The sequence below is a fragment of the Pseudomonas sp. Z2-11 genome (assembly GCF_054161305.1).
In genome coordinates, this window is record NZ_CP096395.1 from 3,644,832 (window position 1) to 3,660,519 (window position 15,688).

Below are 15,688 nucleotides of genomic sequence, written 5' to 3' on the forward strand. Positions count from 1 at the left end.
TACTTCCCGTACGGCGGTTCCAGGACTCGGAGCGCCGCGAATCACAGTCAGCCCTGCGGGGCGACGCCGGGCAGTCGGTCCGGTGCATGACTGAACGATTGAACAGCACAAGGACGTAGCCTCATATGAAACCCGCCTCCCGCTTGCAAGGCCGGCAGCATCCCCAGATATGGAACAGCGCGCCGCAACTGGCCGACATTCCCATCATCAGCACCCAGACACTCATACCCGCCGGCTCCCGCGCGGTCATCCTTGCCCCGCACCCGGGCGACGAGGTCGGTGCCTGCGGCGGACTGCTCCAGTTGTTGAGCAACCTGGACCATCCCATGCTACTGATCTCCGTCACTGACGGCAGCCTCGGCCACCCGGGTTCGCCATTATGGAATGATGAGCGGCTGCGCACGTTCCGCCCCCACCCCCAGGAAAGCGTCGACGCCCTGCATCGCCTGGGTGTGCCGCCCAATGGCCTGCAATGGGTGCGCGGCGGCTTCCCAGAAAAGAGCCTGGCCGAGCACGAGGAGCCACTGGCTGCGTTCATCGGTCATCATCTTCGCCCCGGTGACGTGGTATTCAGCACCTGGCGCCAGGACGGCGACAGCGACCACGACACTGTCGGACGCGCCGGGGCCCAGGCAGCCGAAGCGATCGGCGCGGTGTTCAACGAACTGCCGGTATGGGCGTGGCATTGGCCCGTCCGCGAACAGAAGAGGATCCCCTGGCATCGAGCTCGCAAACTGCGTCTGGATGTCTGGACCACCGCTCGCAAGCGCCACGCCATGCATGCTTACTCCAGCCAGCTCAACGGTGAACCGGCCAACGGTATCGCACCGCTGGTACCGCGGGTGATTCTCGACCGCATGGGCATGCCGTACGAAATCGTTTTCATCTGATCAGCCCCCTGTCCTGTGGCTAGGGCCTGTTTATCCCGGGCACCACAACCTTGTGGGAGCGAGCCTGCTCGCGAAGGCGGTTTGATTGGGTACATATCCATTTTTTTGGTAACGGCCGCTTATGGTTCCGCTCTTACAGCGGGTCACTTTTGGAAAAGCGGCCAAAAGTAACCAAAAACGCTTTGCCCCACCACTCGGCACCTCGCCTGGGCTCGGTGTGCCCTCACTCCGGCATTGCTCCGTGGGCCCGCCGCGAAGGGCCATCCATGGCCCAGCGCGGCTAACCCGGCATCCATGCCGGGTTGCCCACTGCGCAATGCCTGCGTTCGGCCAGCGTGGTTAACGGGGCGCCCCAGATCAAGATCAAGATCAAGATCAAGGTCTAAAGCGGTGCTCCGGATGGCGCAGCTCCACTGTGGGAGCGGGCCTGCCCGCGAAGAGGCCGGCCCATTCAGCATCCGTGTCGCCTGAAACACCGCCATCGCGCGCAGGCTCGCTCCTACAGGATTTTGTGTTGTGCCTGGGTGCTCCGGATGGCCCGGACTCGACATTCAACAATTCCGGAACTGCCGCAGCCGCGGTCAGTCGCATGAACACATACGTCTGATTCAGGAGCGAACGTGACTGGCGATTCCAACTGGCAGGCCGAGCAACCCGCGGCGGCGGATGCATCTGCGGCGGTTCATCGGCTGCGGGTCCTGACGGTCAATACGCATAAGGGGTTTACCGCCCTCAACCGCCGCTTCATCCTGCCCGAACTGCGCGAAGCGGTACGCAGCACGGGGGCCGACCTGGTATTTCTCCAGGAAGTGCTGGGTGAACACGACCGCCACGCGTCACGCTATGACAATTGGCCCCAGACCTCGCAGTACGAGTTCCTCGCCGACAGCATGTGGAGCGATTTCGCCTATGGCCGGAACGCGGTCTACCCCGACGGCCACCATGGCAATGCCCTGCTTTCAAAATATCCGATCCGCCAGTTCCGCAATCTCGACGTGTCCATCACCGGCCCGGAGCGGCGCGGGTTGCTGCACTGTGTGCTGGACGTGCCAGGGCACGCCGAAGTCCATGGGATCTGCGTTCACCTGAGCCTGCTCGAAAGCCATCGCCAACTGCAGCTTCAATTGCTCTGCAAACTACTCGATTCGCTGCCCGAAAACGCGCCCGTCATCATTGCGGGGGATTTCAATGACTGGCAGCTGCGCGGCAACACCACCCTCGCCCGCCGCCGCTACCTGCACGAAGCCTTCGAACACCACCATGGCCGCCCGGCCAGGACCTATCCGGCGCGTTTTCCCCTGCTGCGCCTGGACCGCATCTATCTGCGCAACGCCACCAGCCATGCGCCGCAGATTCTCGGCAACCGACCTTGGACACATCTGAGTGACCACTTGCCGCTGTCGGTGGAGGTGCACCTGTAGCCGCGGTCACCGACGCTAACCTGTAAGATCTGACAGTAGCGACCCTCATCATCCGTTGTTAGCGTGCCCCACATACAGCAAGCGTTGCCAGGCCCGTGAGCCTTCTGTAGAGCAACCGAGGCTGGATTGCGGCATGCCACGGATGCCGATGCTGAGGGAAAGCAGATGAGCTTGCGCAATCATGGCGTCAACCGGCTGTTCAATGCCTTGTGGCTGACTACACCGCTGTTGCTGGACGCATCGCCCGCCATGGCGGCATGCACCCTGACGCCGACGACAGGCAATGACAGTTATGTCTGCGACAGCGGCACCAGCCCCGGATTGAGCGACCTGTCGGGAGATAACCGCCTGACGATGCCGGCCCATGGCAGCGGTGTGATCCAGGGAGACATCACCTTCGGCGCCGGAGCCGATTACGTCGAGATCAATCCCGACGGCATCGTGGCAGGCGACGTGCAACAAGGCTCGGGCACCGATGATTTTGTCATGCGCGGCGGCAGCATCCAGTCACTGGCCCAGGGCGATGGGCTCGATACGTTCCTGATGACCGGCGGCACCATCGTCGGCGCGTTCGAAGACGGAGACCAAGCGACGATGACCGGCGGCACCATCGGCCGGGTCGACATGAAACTCGACGATAATATTTTCGACATGTCAGGTGGGCAGATTCTTGGCAATCTGGTGACCGGCTTTGGTCGGGACACCATTATCGTTAGTGCGGGACGCATCGGCGGAAACGTCAGTGTCAGTGGCGGTGACGACCGGATCGCCGTGAGCGGGGGCGAGATCGTCGGCGAGGTTCGAGCCAGTTTCGGTAATGACCAGTTGCAGTGGAGCGGCGGCCTCATCCGCTCCGCCATCCTGATGGGCGAAGGCAACGACACGGCGCTGTTGAGCAACCTGGATAAAACCCTGCTCGCCACCACACCCAGCCTGGATGGGGGGTTGGGCCAGGACACACTGGCTTTTGTGGCCAGCACGACCGGCGATGGCGCCCGTTACCTTAACTGGGAATCGGTCAGCCTCACCCAAGGCTCGCGCCTGGACTTGGGCGACACGCTGGTCTTGGGCGACGGTATCACCGGCACCGGCACGCTGAACATCGACGCAAGCAGCCTGTTGACGGCCAGCCAGGGCAGCATTCGCCCGTTCACCGCTGGCCAGATGGCGACGCTTGAAAATGCCGGAACCATCGACCTCGGCGCAGGCAACACCCGCACCAGCGACACCCTTACCGTACAAGGCAACTACGTCGGCAATGGCGGCCAGTTGCGCCTGCAGACGCTGCTTGGTGCAGACGACTCGCCGAGCGACAAGCTGATAGTCAACGCCGGCACGCTTGGCGGCAGCACGGCCATCACCGTCACGAACATCGGCGGTGCAGGTGCCTTGACTGCCCGCGACGGTATCGAGCTGGTCCAGGCTCAGGGCGGCGCCGTCAGCGACAGCGGGGCTTTTTCATTGGCGCGATCGGTGTCGGCCGGCGCGTTCGATTACCGTTTGTTCAAGGGCGGCGTGACCGGAAATGAAAACAGTTGGTATCTGCGCTCGACCGTGGTCGCCGGTCCGATCGCCGTGGCCAGCCCCACGCTGCCGGCCTTGCCCGTCGCCGTGCCGGGCGCAGCGCCCATTGCGCTGTACCGTCCGGAAGTACCCGTCTGGTCGGCGTTGCCTCCCGTCGCCGCCCAACTGACCCTGATGGCCCTGGGCACGTTCCATGATCGCCAGGGCGACCAACGCCTGCTGACGGAAACCGGCGCCTTCGGGGCCGGTTGGGGCCGAGTCTACGGCAAGGACCTCGATCAGACCTGGGCCGGCACGGTGACACCGAGGTTCGACGGCTCCATCAAGGGCTTCCAGGTGGGTAACGACCTTTACAGCGCGCCGGTCTTCGACGGCCAGACCCAGCGCATCGGTTTTTTCGTTGGCCATAGCGAATTGAACGGCAACGTCGACGGCTACAACCTGGGGTTCGAAGGGCGGCGCGCCGGCAAGGTTGAACTCGACGGCGACAGTTATGGCTTGTACTGGACGCTGACCGCTCCCTCCGGTGGTTACATCGACACGGTGGTCATGGGCACCCGGCTGCATGGGGACAACCGCTCCGAACGCGGCCTCAAGCTGGATAATCGCGGGCATGCGCTGACCCTTTCGGCGGAAGCCGGCTACCCATTTGCCGTGGGCAGTGGCTGGGTCGTCGAGCCACAGGCACAGATCATCCATCAGAAGATCTCCCTGGACACCCAGGATGATGGGATTTCCAAAGTCGAATTCGATTCCGACAGCGCCTGGACCGGCCGGCTCGGTGCCCGTCTCAAGGGTCGCTATCTGATCAGCGACACGCCGGTGGAGCCGTACCTGCGGGCCAATGTCTGGCACACTTTTTCCGGCACCGACACGGTGACATTCGACGACGCCCAACGGATCGAGACCCAACAACGCAGCTCAACCGCCGACCTGGGCGCGGGCGTCATCGTCAGCCTTGCGCCTGCGGTCAGCGCCTACGCCGGAGTGGACTACGGCAATAACCTCGACAGCAACCAGCAACGCAGCGTGGCCGGAAATGTCGGCGTGCGAATCAGTTGGTGATCGAGGATGGCGACTAATTGACGCCTGATAAGAGTCAAAAATAACCAACTGTAATCAACCATTTACTGAACACTGATTTCAGCGTGCCACTGGTCGGCCATTTTCTTGACGCACCCGCATCAGTCCTCTTGACTACAACGTACTACCCCCGGAAACACAGTCAGGGGCAGGCCTCTGGAATCCCGTTACGACGGGCTGCCAGAGGCTTGCCCCAACCCATTCGGTCGCCCCTCATTCGGGGTAGGAGAGACGCCCTGAGCGAGAGATACATGCGATTGCAAGGCAGGCCCCCATGAAAACGTCCCAGCGCCCCCAAGCTCTTCAAGCTACCCTCTGCACCGTCTCCACTTCGTTATTGCTGTGCTCCTCCATGGAGCTCCAGGCCGAGCCCGCCGGGCGGCCGGCTTCCCTTTGGTATGACCGAATGCCAGCCGACGGCCAGACGGACAACGACGCCGTAACGGGCAGGAGCCCCGCCCTGCTTACCCTGCGAAACGACAGCGGTCACACCCAACGGATGGGTTTGATCAGTGCTCGACACCAGATCACTGCCAACCATGGCGGACTGCTGGTGACACCGGCCATGAGCGATCCCGGCAAGGATGCGCTGAACCTGCAGGGCCCCAGCCTCGGCGCCTTCTGGAGCCTGACCGGTCCGGCAGGCTGGCACCTGGATTTGAGCGCGAGCGGCGGACGCGTCAATGGTTACAGCCTGACCGAACAAGGCCAGCGCCAGGCCACCGAGGGCAACGCCGTCACGCTGTCGGTCGAGGGCGGATTTCCCATCGGCATCAGCGATAACTGGATCGTCGAACCCCAGGCCCAACTGATCAACCAGCGCATCACACTCGACACACCGAATGCCGGCAATGGCAACAACAACAAACTCAACAGCTGGAGCGGCCGCGTCGGCGCCCAACTCAAAGGTACGTACCAGGTCAACGGCCTGGGCGTGGAGCCTTACGTGCGCACGAACCTGTGGCACACGGTCCAGAGCGCCGACACCCTGAGCCTGGACAAGGTCGAAAAAATCAGCAGCAGCCGCAAGTCTTCTACCGTTGAGGTGGGCCTGGGGCTGGTGGCCCGGGTGACGCCGGTGGTAAGCCTGTATGTCAGCGCTGACTACAGCAGCGACGTCGACGACAACGACCTCAATGGCGTCATTGCCAGCCTCGGCGTGCGGATGCGCTGGTAAGTGCTCGCCGTTCACACCCGCTCCCTCGTGGCGAGAAACCGGCATCCTCGCCACGCGGGCATTGCGCTCGGCGGAGTGAATGGCATGGCCTCGCGTCCCGGCACACTTAAAAAACACCTCCATTAAGGCGTATAACGCTAAAAGCGATTCATGCCTGCCGCAGCCCATGGCTCATTTCATTGATGGAGTAACGACATGACCACAGCCACCTTCCTTGCCAATCTGTTCCCCGGTGCCGCCGACATCCCGCCAGCCTACCGCCTCGAAGGCCAGGTGGAGCAGCGTGAATACCTGGTCGATGGCATCCTGAAGACCTGGCAGGGTCCGCTCGCCACGGTGCGCAGCCCGGTGTACCTGGCCGGCGCCGATGGCGATGAACAGGTCATTCTCGGCAGCACGCCATTGCTGGATGCCGAGACCGCCCTCACGGCCCTTGACGCTGCCGTCCGGGCCTATGATCGCGGCCAGGGCCAATGGCCGACCATGCGCGTCGCTGAACGCATCCGTCATGTCGAGACTTTCCTGGCGCGGATGCGCGAGCAGCGTGAGGCGGTGGTCAAGCTGCTGATGTGGGAGATCGGCAAAAACCTCAAGGATTCCCAGAAGGAATTCGACCGCACCTGCGACTACATCGTCGACACCATCAATGCCCTCAAGGAACTGGACCGTCGATCCAGCCGCTTCGAGCTGGAACAGGACACCCTCGGACAGATCCGTCGCGTGCCATTAGGCGTGGCCCTGTGCATGGGCCCTTACAACTATCCGCTGAACGAAACCTTCACCACGCTGATTCCGGCGCTGATCATGGGCAACACGGTGGTGTTCAAGCCGGCCAAGCTCGGCGTACTACTGGTTCGTCCGCTGCTGGAAGCCTTTCGCGACAGCTTCCCCGCCGGCGTGATCAACGTGATCTACGGCAGCGGTCGGGAAACCGTCAGCGCCCTGATGGCCAGCGGCAAGATCGACATATTCGCCTTCATCGGCACCAACAAGGCCGCCAGCGACCTGAAGAAACTCCATCCGCGCCCGCATCGCCTGCGTGCCGCGCTGGGGCTGGACGCGAAGAATCCTGGCCTGGTGCTGCCCGACGTCGACCTGGACAATGCCGTCAGCGAGGCGCTGACCGGTTCGCTGTCCTTCAACGGCCAACGCTGCACCGCGTTGAAGATCCTCTTCGTCCACGAAGATATCGCTCCGGCGTTCATCGAGAAATTCAATGCAAAGCTCGCTGCGCTGAAACCCGGCATGCCGTGGGAAGACGGCGTCGCACTGACGCCATTGCCCGAAGCGGGCAAGGTCGATTACCTGCATTCGCTGGTAGCCGATGCGATCGCCAAGGGTGCCGGCGTCATGAACCAGCACGGCGGCGAATCCCGGGCTTCGTTTTTCTACCCGGCGGTACTCTATCCGGTGAACACCGCCATGCGGGTCTATCACGAAGAACAGTTCGGCCCGGTCGTGCCCATCGTGCCGTACCGCGACGTCAATACCGTGATCGATTACGTCCTCGAATCCGATTTTGGCCAGCAACTGAGCATTTTCGGCACCCACCCGGCCGAAGTCGGCAGGCTGGTGGACACCTTCGCCAATCAGGTCGGACGCATCAATATCAACGCCCAATGCCAGCGTGGCCCGGACACCTTCCCGTTCAACGGCCGGAAAAACTCCGCCGAGGGCACATTGTCGGTTCACGACGCACTGCGGACCTTTTCGATCCGCACACTGGTTGCGACCAAGTTCCAGGACAACAACAAGGCGCTGATCAGCGACATCATTCGTGAGCGGGATTCGAATTTCCTGACCACCGATTACATTTTCTGATCAACACCGACCCTCAACTCAGGGCTGGGCGGCGCGACTTGATGCCCCAGCCCTGTTGCATGCCGGCAGCCGCCAGCAGGATCGCCGCCACACCCAGCCATTGCAGCGGCTCGAGGCGATGGCCGAAGGCAAACCAGTCAACGAAGATCGCCGCGATCGGGTAAATAAAGGATAGAGCGCCCGTCACGGCAGTCGGCAAGCGTTGGATCGCGCTGTACAGCAGTACGTACATCACGCCGGTGTGAATCATGCCGAGGGTCAGCAGGCTGGCCCAGGCCTCGGGTTGCTGCGGCAAGGCCGAGAAATTCGCCCATGGTGCCAACAAGAGAATGCCGGTGGCGACCTGGATCAACGCGATCAAGTGCGGCGGCGTGCCGGTCAGGCGCTTGATGATCAACGCCGCAACGGCGTACAGGAATGCCGCCCCCAGCGCCAGGGCGATGCCCACCAGATAATCCTCGCCTCCCTGCCCCTGCTCGCCGTGGGCGCTGACAATGGCCAGCATCCCGAGAAACGACACCGCCAGCCAGAACAGCTTCTGCGCAGTGATCTTCTCTCCCAGGAACAGCGCGGCCAGCCCCACCAGCATGAAGGGCTGGACGTTGTACACCGCCGTACCGATGGCGATCGAAGCGCGGGAGTATGAAGCGAACAACAACACCCAATTACCAACGATCGCAACACCACTGAGCACCGCCAGCAGGAAGGTCGTGCGGGTCAGGATATCCCGGCGCAGGAAACCGAAACCGGCGCAGATCAGCAACAACGTGCCGGCGCCAAACACGCAGCGCCAGAACACCACATCCAGCACCGGCAGGCCGGACACCAGCACGAACCAGCCGATGGTTCCGGAAATCAGCATGGCGGCGGTCATTTCGAGCGAACCGCGGCGTAGGGTCTTGTCCATCTTCAGGCTCCTTCAGTGAATGGACACAGTATGCCGACCCGCCTGGGTGCTTCTCCATGGTTTGAAAAAGGCTAGACTGGCTTTCGACCTTTTTTATCAAGGCAACTTCGCGCATTTGCCTAACGGAGCGAAAATGACTGACGACATCGACCAGATCCTCATCAGCGCCTTGATGGAAGACTCACGACGTTCCCTGAAGGCCTTGGCGAGCCTGAGCGGCCTTTCATCCCCCAGCGTTGCCGAACGCCTGCGCCGGCTGGAGGAACGTGGCGTGCTCAAGGGCTACACCGTCGAGGTCGATCCGAAGTGCTTTGGTTACCAACTTCAGGCCATCGTGCGCATCCGTCCGTTACCGGGGCAGTTGCAAGAAGTGGAGCGGCAGATCCAGGCCATCGGCGAATTCACCGAATGTGACAAGGTGACTGGGGAAGACTGTTTCATTGCGCGACTGCACGTGCGCTCGATGGAGCAGTTGGATGTGCTGCTGGACAAGTTGAATGTGCTTGCCGAAACCAATACGGCGATCGTCAAGAAGACACCGGTCAAGCGGCGTTTGCCGCCGATGGAGTAAGGGACTGGCTGTCAGTTGAATAGGTAGCGTGTCCGCTGTTGCGAGCCGGCCACTTTAAACTTGTGGGAGCGGGCTTGCCCGCGAAGGCGGCGTCACAGTCGATGAAGATGTTGAATGTGCTGGCCCTTTCGCGGGCAAGCCCGCTCCCACAGGGATTTGGTATGTACTTGAAATTCAGTAACTATTGTCGCTGTAAAGGCGAGCGCAAAAAAAAAACGGCGCCTTCCCTTTCGGGAAAGCGCCGTTTTTTACTTGAACAGCTCAGGCCATGACAGCCGTCACCGCCCTATCAGTCGTCGCGGCTCATCAACCCGAACAGTTGCAGCAGGCTGACAAACAGGTTGTAGATCGATACATACAGGCTGACGGTCGCCATGATGTAGTTGCGCTCGCCGCCATGGATGATGGCGCTGGTCTGGTAGAGGATGCAGACCGACGAGAACAGCACGAAGCCGGCGCTGATCGCCAGTTGCAGGCCGCTGATCTGGAAGAAGAAGCTGGCCACTACCGCACCCAGCAACACGAAGAAACCGGCGGTGATGAAACCGCTCAGGAAGCTCATGTCCTTACGCGAGATCAGCACGTAGGCCGACAGACCACCAAACACCAACGCCGTCATGGCGAAAGCCGAGCTGACCACTTCGGCGCCGCCCTGCATGCCCAGGTAGCGGTTGAGGATCGGGCCGAGCAAAAAGCCCATGAAACCGGTCAGGGCGAAGGCCGAAACCAGGCCCCAGGCCGAATCGCGGAGCTTGTTGGTGAGGAAGAAAAGGCCGTAGAAACCGATCAGCACGACAAAGATGTTCGGGTAGCCGACACGCATCTGTTGTGCGACGAAGGCCATCACACCGCTGAAAGCAAGCGTGAGAGCCAGCAGGCCATAAGTGTTGCGCAGGACGCGGCTAACCTCTAGCTGCTCAGCCTGCACGCTGTTGTTCACTGCGTAATCCTGTTCGCGCATGGCGACACTCCTCCGGGTTTGAAACATTCAGTGGCAAGGATAATAACAGACGCTCTGTAACAAGCTACGTAGAGAGTTTGACAGTGTGTTTCATTCGGGTATTATGGCGCCCGCAACGCAGTACGGAGGTGTGGCCGAGTGGTTTAAGGCAACGGTCTTGAAAACCGTCGACTGTAACAGGTCCATGAGTTCGAATCCCATCGCCTCCGCCATCTTCTAACGTTAAAGCCCTGATCATTCAGGGCTTTTTCGTGTCTGGCGTTTGAAAAAACAGTGACGGTCTTCACAAAGGAAACAGTGCATGCCATCCCCTACCCCACTCAAGGAAAGTAAAGTGACCAGCAAAACCATCGGTTCGATCGTCGCGGCAATTATCGGCGTGGTCCTGTTATGCGTGTTCTTTGGCAGCTGGTACACGGTTGATGAAACCGAGCGTGGCGTGCTTTTGCGCAACGGCGCGCTGGTTGGGGTGGTTGAGCCGGGCCTGTCGTTCAAGACGCCTTTCATCGAGTCGGTCCGCCTGATCAGCACACAGAGCCAGGTGACGTCCTATGACGACCTGCAGGCGTACAGCAAGGACCAGCAATCGGCCGAGCTCAAGGTGTCCGTGTCCTGGCATATCGCGCCTTCCGATGTGGCGAAGGTGTATACCCAGTTCAAGGACCTGGAAGGCATTCGCGACCGGATGATCAGCCGCCAGGTGCCGACTCAGGTGGAAAACGTGTTCGGCAAGTTCAACGCCGTCGCCGCCGTGCAGAACCGCGTGCAACTGGTCAATGATATTTCGGCGGCGATCAAGGCAACGATCACCGGGCCGGTGATCATCGACAGCGTCCAGGTTGAAAACATCGATTTCAGCGACGCCTACGAAAAAGCCATCGAAGCGCGCATGGCCGCTGAAGTGCAGGTCAAGACTCGTGAGCAGCAGCTCGCCACCGAGCAGGTCCAGGCTCAGATTCGGGTGACCCAGGCCCAGGCGGAAGCCGATTCGCAAGTTGCCCAGGCCAAGGCCGACGCGCTGGCCACCGAGCTGCGCGGCAAGGCTGAAGCCGAGGCGATCAAGGCGCGCGCCCAGGCGCTGGCCAGCAACCAGAACTTGGTTGAGCTGACCAAGGCCGAGCGTTGGAACGGTGAACTCCCCACCACCATGCTGCCCAACACCGCGCTGCCCTTCATCGATCTCAACAAGTAATGCCCCTCGGCGCGGCCAGTCCTGGCCGCGCCTCCTCGCAGCGCAGTGTGCCCGGAGCACATCCGTCCGCCTCGTTGACGCTACACTTTGCTCACTGACGCATCCGACGTTTGAACGTTAGCAGGGAGCTCTACGTGTACCCAGGCCAAAGCAGCTCGACGAAACACCCCGTCTCCCTTATCAAGAAATACAAATGGCCCGCCCTGTTGGCCACCGCGCTGGTTGTGTTTTCAGCCCTGATATTCTTCCTGATCAAGTCCTACACGGGCGACACCGCGACCTTCTTCGAATCACGCGACTTCATCCGCCAGCTCAAACAAGCCGACGCCAACTGGAACGTGAAGATTCTCAGGAAAAAAATAGGCGTCAGCAATAACCTGTCACTCGCTCCGCCAGCCGACGCGCAAAGCCGATGGGAGCAATTGGAGCAACTGAACAGTTCCGGTCCACTGGCTGCACTTTGGGCGTCGAGACGCAACGGTTACATGGACGCGGTCAGGAACAAGACCCTGTTGGTGGAACAGTTCGAGCAGCACAATGCCAATCTGCGCGCCTCTCTGGATGCACTTCCAACGGTAGAGGATGAAATTCAGACGCTGCTGCAACAGATGAAGGATGACGGAGAAATCGCTCGGCTGACGGCAGCCTCCAGCGTTCTCGACCTGGCGCTGACCACACTGGAATACGCGCTTTATGTCACCTCGGACAAAGCCAGCGAACTGCAAGAACAGCTAAGCGAACTCGAACATCGGATCGACCAGTTGCCCTCGTCCTATCGGCCGGCTTTCACCTCACTGACCCGGCACGTCAAGACCGTCATCCAGGAACAGCCGGTGGTCAACGATCTGCTGGATCGCATCAGCGTCATCCCCGTCGCCCAGGAACTGGACAGCATCAACGAGCTGCTCAACGAAACGCAGCGCAGGACGGCCGCGACCGATCGCAAATATCATATGTACCTGGCCGTCTGCGCCAGTCTGATGGCGCTCTTGATGATCTACCTCGCCGTACGGCTGGTGCGCAGTTCTTCGCTCATCAACCAGATCAACCATGAGCTGCAAACGTCCAACGACAAGCTGGAGCAACGCGTGGAGGAGCGTACGCGCGAGTTGAAGGAGGCCGAGCGTGAGCTGGTGGACGCCGCGCGCATGGCAGGCATGGCCGAGATCGCCACGAACGTGTTGCACAACGTTGGCAACGTCCTCAACAGCGTCAACATCTCAGCGGAGCTGGTGACGCGCAAGTTAAAGAACAGCAAGACGCAAGGGCTGGGCAAAGCGGTAAGGATGATGAATGAACATGCCACGGACTTGGGTCAGTTCATCACCGAGGATGAAAAAGGCAAGTTGTTGCCCCGGTATTTCAATGAACTGGTGGATTCCATCGCCACCGAACAGGGGTTGCTGATTGAAGAACTCGCGCAACTGACCAAAAGCATCGACCACATCAAGGAAATCGTCACGACTCAGCAGACCTATGCCGGGGCTGCGCGGCTGATCGAGCCGCTGAATGTGGCCGACCTGTTCGAAGATGCATTGCGCATGAATTCGGGGGCGCTCAGCCGACACCAGGTCACCGTGATCAAGGATTATCAGCACATTCCGATGATCATGGGCGACAAGCATCGCCTGCTGCTGATCCTGATCAATCTGATCAGCAATGCCAAGGCCGCCATGTCCAACGTCGAGCCGCCAAGGGAAATGACCCTGGGGGTCCGCATCGTCGATCAGACAACGCTCTGCGTCAGCGTCAGGGATCGTGGCGAAGGGATCGCGCCTGAAAATCAGGCGAGGATCTTCAACCACGGATTCACCACCCGCAAGGATGGCCACGGTTTTGGCCTGCACAGCTGTGCCCTGGCGGCGGTGGAGATGAACGGTCGCCTGCAGGTTCAAAGCGACGGACCGGGGCAAGGCGCCCTGTTCACTTTGGAAATCCCGTTGGAACTGGCAACTTCATGAGACAGGTTGACTTCGCGGCGAACGTCTACGCCCGCCGCGAAGTCAACGGAACGTCTGTCTACCTGACGTTCGCGGACGCAGCGCTGCGGCGTCTCCTGGCGGGCAACGCGGCGGCATAGGCCAACGCTTCCTCACGCGAAGCAAAGGAACCCAACCGGTCCGCCTGGGTGCAGACCCTCCAGGGCCCGCTGTTCACGCTGAGCACGTCATAGCCGTTGATGTGCATTTTGGTCAGCATCGCAGTACTCATGATCGTCACCTCCTCAAGAAAACGGGGTTACCGCGCCTACCTTACTCCCGGTGCGCCCATAAGGGCCAACCGAGCGTCGCCACGCTGGCTCGTCAACGCCCCTCAGTCAGGATCGCGCTTCCATAACCAATCCCACAGACCGGGCAGGCGCACCGGCTGGGTGGCGTCCTTCAGGGTCCGGGCCATCGCTGCGCGCTCCAGCGCCTGGCGATCGTCATAGAAAGGTTTCGCGTAGGTCTTCAATCCGGTGGCCTGGGCGCTGTCGATCAGGATCTGCAGATATTCCCGCGCATGACGGGCGGTATAGCGGTTGAGGTCATGGAAGGTCACCACCACCGGAATCACTCCATCCACCGCAGGCAACTGCCCGGCGGCGATGCGCTCACGCACCTCCGAGAGCTGGCGTAGCAGGTTTATCCGCCGGCGAGGACTCAGGGTAATGCCCCAGACCTTGCCATCGTTGGCGCTCAGGTCAGTCAGCAAAACGTGCATGCCATGCCGTTGGTAGGCGGCGAAGGTGCGCTGGTCGTAGCTCCAGAATGGCGGCCGGACCAGGGTCGGCGGTGCCCCGGTAACCGCGGCGATGTCGGCTGCACCGTGGGTAAGCGACAGCTCCAGCTCATCGGGATCGAGGGATCGATGGTTGGTGTGCCAATGGGTAGCCGTGTGAAAACCCAGGACATGCCCCTCGCGCTGCTCACGCTGCAGCACCGAGCGACCGATGTCGCTGCCACCGGCCCGTGGCGCTCGCGTCTGGACAAAAAACAGCGCCTTGATTCCCGGCTGCACCGGGTTGTCCGCAAGGGCGTCGAGCACGTCCAGGCTCGGGTTCCAGAAGGATGACGCGCTGGGACCGTCATCGAATGTCAGGAGGAAACGGATCGGCGGCTGGACGCGCAAGCGTTGCTCGGTTTGCGCGGTCAGCTCGATGGGCGGGCCGATACATCCCGACAGGCCGTTGGCAAGCAGCACCACAAGCAGTGCCTTGGCGATCTTATTCATGTCCTGCCTTTATTCAGTGCCAAACCTGCGTCGCCTTCGATCCCTGGCACCGGTGTTGAAGCCCACCTTGGAGAAGGTTAACCGGGTTTGGTTCCTCACCATAAGCGCCTTCATTCACGGTGTGTGATACATCTCACGCGGCAGCCCTGCCCGCCCCGATTTTGACCGTCCGGAAATTCGATGGAATTTTCCGAACGCCTCCGTATCCATCCGTATAGGATCAATTAGGGAGGATTTATGGGCGGTCCATCGCTTTACATCATCGACTACGTGCTCCATGGCGAGCCCAAGTCTTTCATCATTCGTGCAGAAGTGATGAATAACTCCGAAGCTTGGCACTGGGCCAGTTGCGATGCGGGTGTCGGACGTATACCCAAATTCGGCAGGGAAAAAGTCAAGCGGGTCTCCAAACCCATGGCGGAAAAATATGGCATTACCGATGTGCGCTGGCGAGCTTCCGTCGCGCCGTCCTGGGTCAGGGAGTCAGGCTGAAATAGACATGAACACGTCCGGCGTACCGATTGTCCAGTCGTGCGCCGGATATCGACCGATCAGAAATATCTCAACTACGCTTAACTGCAGCATGGCCCGCCGTCACTGGCGGGTTTTGTGCTGCCCCATCCTGACCTTTAACGGAGGTGTGACATGTCTGAAAAAGAGTCCATCACCACCCTGTTGACCTTACTGGAATCGCGCCAGGCGCGGCTGACAGCCGCCTGCAAGGAAATTGCCGACTGGGTCGACCACCAGGGCGGGCACCCCGCCGCCGTACGAATCCGCGACCGACTCAATGATATCGAGAAGGACGCCCCCACGATCCAGAGCGCGCTGTCCTCATTGAAGCCCGCGGAACCGCCACTGCCCAAGTTCCGTTAGCCATCGCCCCAGGCAGGCCTCCCCTGTTCCACGGTTGCAAAACCAATGGAAC

Annotated in this window: 14 protein-coding genes and 1 tRNA gene; 11 read left to right on the top strand and 4 right to left on the bottom strand. The window is 60.9% G+C overall.

Annotation, left to right across the window (positions count from 1 at the left end):
• Positions 1–125: 125 nt before the first annotated feature.
• The 5 genes from M1E16_RS16075 (at position 126) to M1E16_RS16095 (ending at position 7,916) form a co-directional block, all read left to right on the top strand.
• The gene (locus M1E16_RS16075) at positions 126–890 is read left to right on the top strand and encodes a PIG-L deacetylase family protein (RefSeq protein WP_458127854.1); all 765 of its coding nucleotides are present in this window, start codon (positions 126–128) and stop codon (positions 888–890) included.
• Positions 891–1,510: 620 nt separating this feature from the next.
• The gene (locus tag M1E16_RS16080; protein ID WP_434697542.1) at positions 1,511–2,311 is read left to right on the top strand and encodes an endonuclease/exonuclease/phosphatase family protein; all 801 of its coding nucleotides are present in this window, start codon (positions 1,511–1,513) and stop codon (positions 2,309–2,311) included.
• Positions 2,312–2,476: 165 nt separating this feature from the next.
• A complete protein-coding gene (locus tag M1E16_RS16085) occupies positions 2,477–4,900 on the top strand; it encodes an autotransporter family protein (RefSeq protein ID WP_458127855.1) in 2,424 nt (807 codons plus the stop codon).
• A 292-nt stretch (positions 4,901–5,192) separates the two neighbouring features.
• A complete protein-coding gene (locus tag M1E16_RS16090; protein WP_458127856.1) occupies positions 5,193–6,095 on the top strand; it encodes an autotransporter domain-containing protein in 903 nt (300 codons plus the stop codon).
• 195 nt (positions 6,096–6,290) lie between these two features.
• On the top strand, positions 6,291–7,916 hold the full coding sequence (locus M1E16_RS16095; RefSeq protein WP_458127857.1) for an NADP-dependent glyceraldehyde-3-phosphate dehydrogenase: 1,626 nt from the start codon (positions 6,291–6,293) through the stop codon (positions 7,914–7,916).
• A gap of 13 nt (positions 7,917–7,929) precedes the next feature.
• On the opposite strand, the gene M1E16_RS16100 is transcribed toward M1E16_RS16095, so the two are convergent.
• A complete protein-coding gene (locus tag M1E16_RS16100) occupies positions 7,930–8,823 on the bottom strand; it encodes a DMT family transporter (protein WP_434573777.1) in 894 nt (297 codons plus the stop codon).
• A gap of 133 nt (positions 8,824–8,956) precedes the next feature.
• On the opposite strand from M1E16_RS16100, the gene M1E16_RS16105 reads away from it, so the two are divergent.
• Entirely contained in the window at positions 8,957–9,394 is a 438-nt protein-coding gene (locus M1E16_RS16105) for an Lrp/AsnC family transcriptional regulator (RefSeq protein WP_434600994.1), read from the top strand.
• Between the two features lie 289 nt (positions 9,395–9,683).
• Here the strand turns inward: M1E16_RS16105 and M1E16_RS16110 are convergent, their stop codons facing one another.
• Positions 9,684–10,355: a Bax inhibitor-1/YccA family protein gene (locus M1E16_RS16110; RefSeq protein WP_434630496.1), complete on the bottom strand. Its 672-nt coding sequence runs from the start codon at positions 10,353–10,355 to the stop codon at positions 9,684–9,686.
• A 124-nt stretch (positions 10,356–10,479) separates the two neighbouring features.
• Between M1E16_RS16110 and M1E16_RS16115 the strand changes: the two genes are divergently transcribed.
• The 3 genes from M1E16_RS16115 (at position 10,480) to M1E16_RS16125 (ending at position 13,508) form a co-directional block, all read left to right on the top strand.
• Positions 10,480–10,567: transfer RNA gene (locus M1E16_RS16115), tRNA-Ser, on the top strand.
• A 122-nt stretch (positions 10,568–10,689) separates the two neighbouring features.
• Positions 10,690–11,547, top strand: coding sequence for an SPFH domain-containing protein (locus M1E16_RS16120; RefSeq protein WP_305501228.1), 858 nt, complete (start codon positions 10,690–10,692; stop codon positions 11,545–11,547).
• A 134-nt stretch (positions 11,548–11,681) separates the two neighbouring features.
• Positions 11,682–13,508, top strand: coding sequence for a DAHL domain-containing protein (locus M1E16_RS16125; protein ID WP_458127858.1), 1,827 nt, complete (start codon positions 11,682–11,684; stop codon positions 13,506–13,508).
• A 58-nt stretch (positions 13,509–13,566) separates the two neighbouring features.
• Here the strand turns inward: M1E16_RS16125 and M1E16_RS16130 are convergent, their stop codons facing one another.
• Positions 13,567–13,758, bottom strand: coding sequence for a DUF2188 domain-containing protein (locus tag M1E16_RS16130; protein WP_305500606.1), 192 nt, complete (start codon positions 13,756–13,758; stop codon positions 13,567–13,569).
• Between the two features lie 102 nt (positions 13,759–13,860).
• Positions 13,861–14,760 (bottom strand): polysaccharide deacetylase family protein, encoded by a 900-nt coding sequence (locus tag M1E16_RS16135; protein WP_434698326.1) that lies wholly within the window; start codon positions 14,758–14,760, stop codon positions 13,861–13,863.
• A gap of 237 nt (positions 14,761–14,997) precedes the next feature.
• Between M1E16_RS16135 and M1E16_RS16140 the strand changes: the two genes are divergently transcribed.
• The gene (locus M1E16_RS16140; RefSeq protein WP_305500602.1) at positions 14,998–15,252 is read left to right on the top strand and encodes a DUF6555 family protein; all 255 of its coding nucleotides are present in this window, start codon (positions 14,998–15,000) and stop codon (positions 15,250–15,252) included.
• A gap of 153 nt (positions 15,253–15,405) precedes the next feature.
• Positions 15,406–15,636, top strand: a complete 231-nt coding sequence (locus tag M1E16_RS16145; RefSeq protein WP_305500600.1) for a hypothetical protein — start codon at positions 15,406–15,408, stop codon at positions 15,634–15,636.
• Positions 15,637–15,688 lie beyond the last annotated feature (52 nt).

What these genes read in the sequence shown, in the direction of transcription:
- M1E16_RS16105 (WP_434600994.1), top strand. Translation starts at nt 8,957, where the DNA reads ATGACTGACGACATCGACCAGATCCTCATCAGCGCCTTGATGGAAGAC.
- M1E16_RS16145 (WP_305500600.1), top strand. Translation starts at nt 15,406, where the DNA reads ATGTCTGAAAAAGAGTCCATCACCACCCTGTTGACCTTACTGGAATCG.
- M1E16_RS16135 (WP_434698326.1), bottom strand. Translation starts at nt 14,760, where the DNA reads ATGAATAAGATCGCCAAGGCACTGCTTGTGGTGCTGCTTGCCAACGGC.
- M1E16_RS16100 (WP_434573777.1), bottom strand. Translation starts at nt 8,823, where the DNA reads ATGGACAAGACCCTACGCCGCGGTTCGCTCGAAATGACCGCCGCCATG.
- M1E16_RS16095 (WP_458127857.1), top strand. Translation starts at nt 6,291, where the DNA reads ATGACCACAGCCACCTTCCTTGCCAATCTGTTCCCCGGTGCCGCCGAC.
- M1E16_RS16110 (WP_434630496.1), bottom strand. Translation starts at nt 10,355, where the DNA reads ATGCGCGAACAGGATTACGCAGTGAACAACAGCGTGCAGGCTGAGCAG.
- M1E16_RS16140 (WP_305500602.1), top strand. Translation starts at nt 14,998, where the DNA reads ATGGGCGGTCCATCGCTTTACATCATCGACTACGTGCTCCATGGCGAG.
- M1E16_RS16085 (WP_458127855.1), top strand. Translation starts at nt 2,477, where the DNA reads ATGAGCTTGCGCAATCATGGCGTCAACCGGCTGTTCAATGCCTTGTGG.
- M1E16_RS16075 (WP_458127854.1), top strand. Translation starts at nt 126, where the DNA reads ATGAAACCCGCCTCCCGCTTGCAAGGCCGGCAGCATCCCCAGATATGG.
- M1E16_RS16090 (WP_458127856.1), top strand. Translation starts at nt 5,193, where the DNA reads ATGAAAACGTCCCAGCGCCCCCAAGCTCTTCAAGCTACCCTCTGCACC.
- M1E16_RS16130 (WP_305500606.1), bottom strand. Translation starts at nt 13,758, where the DNA reads ATGAGTACTGCGATGCTGACCAAAATGCACATCAACGGCTATGACGTG.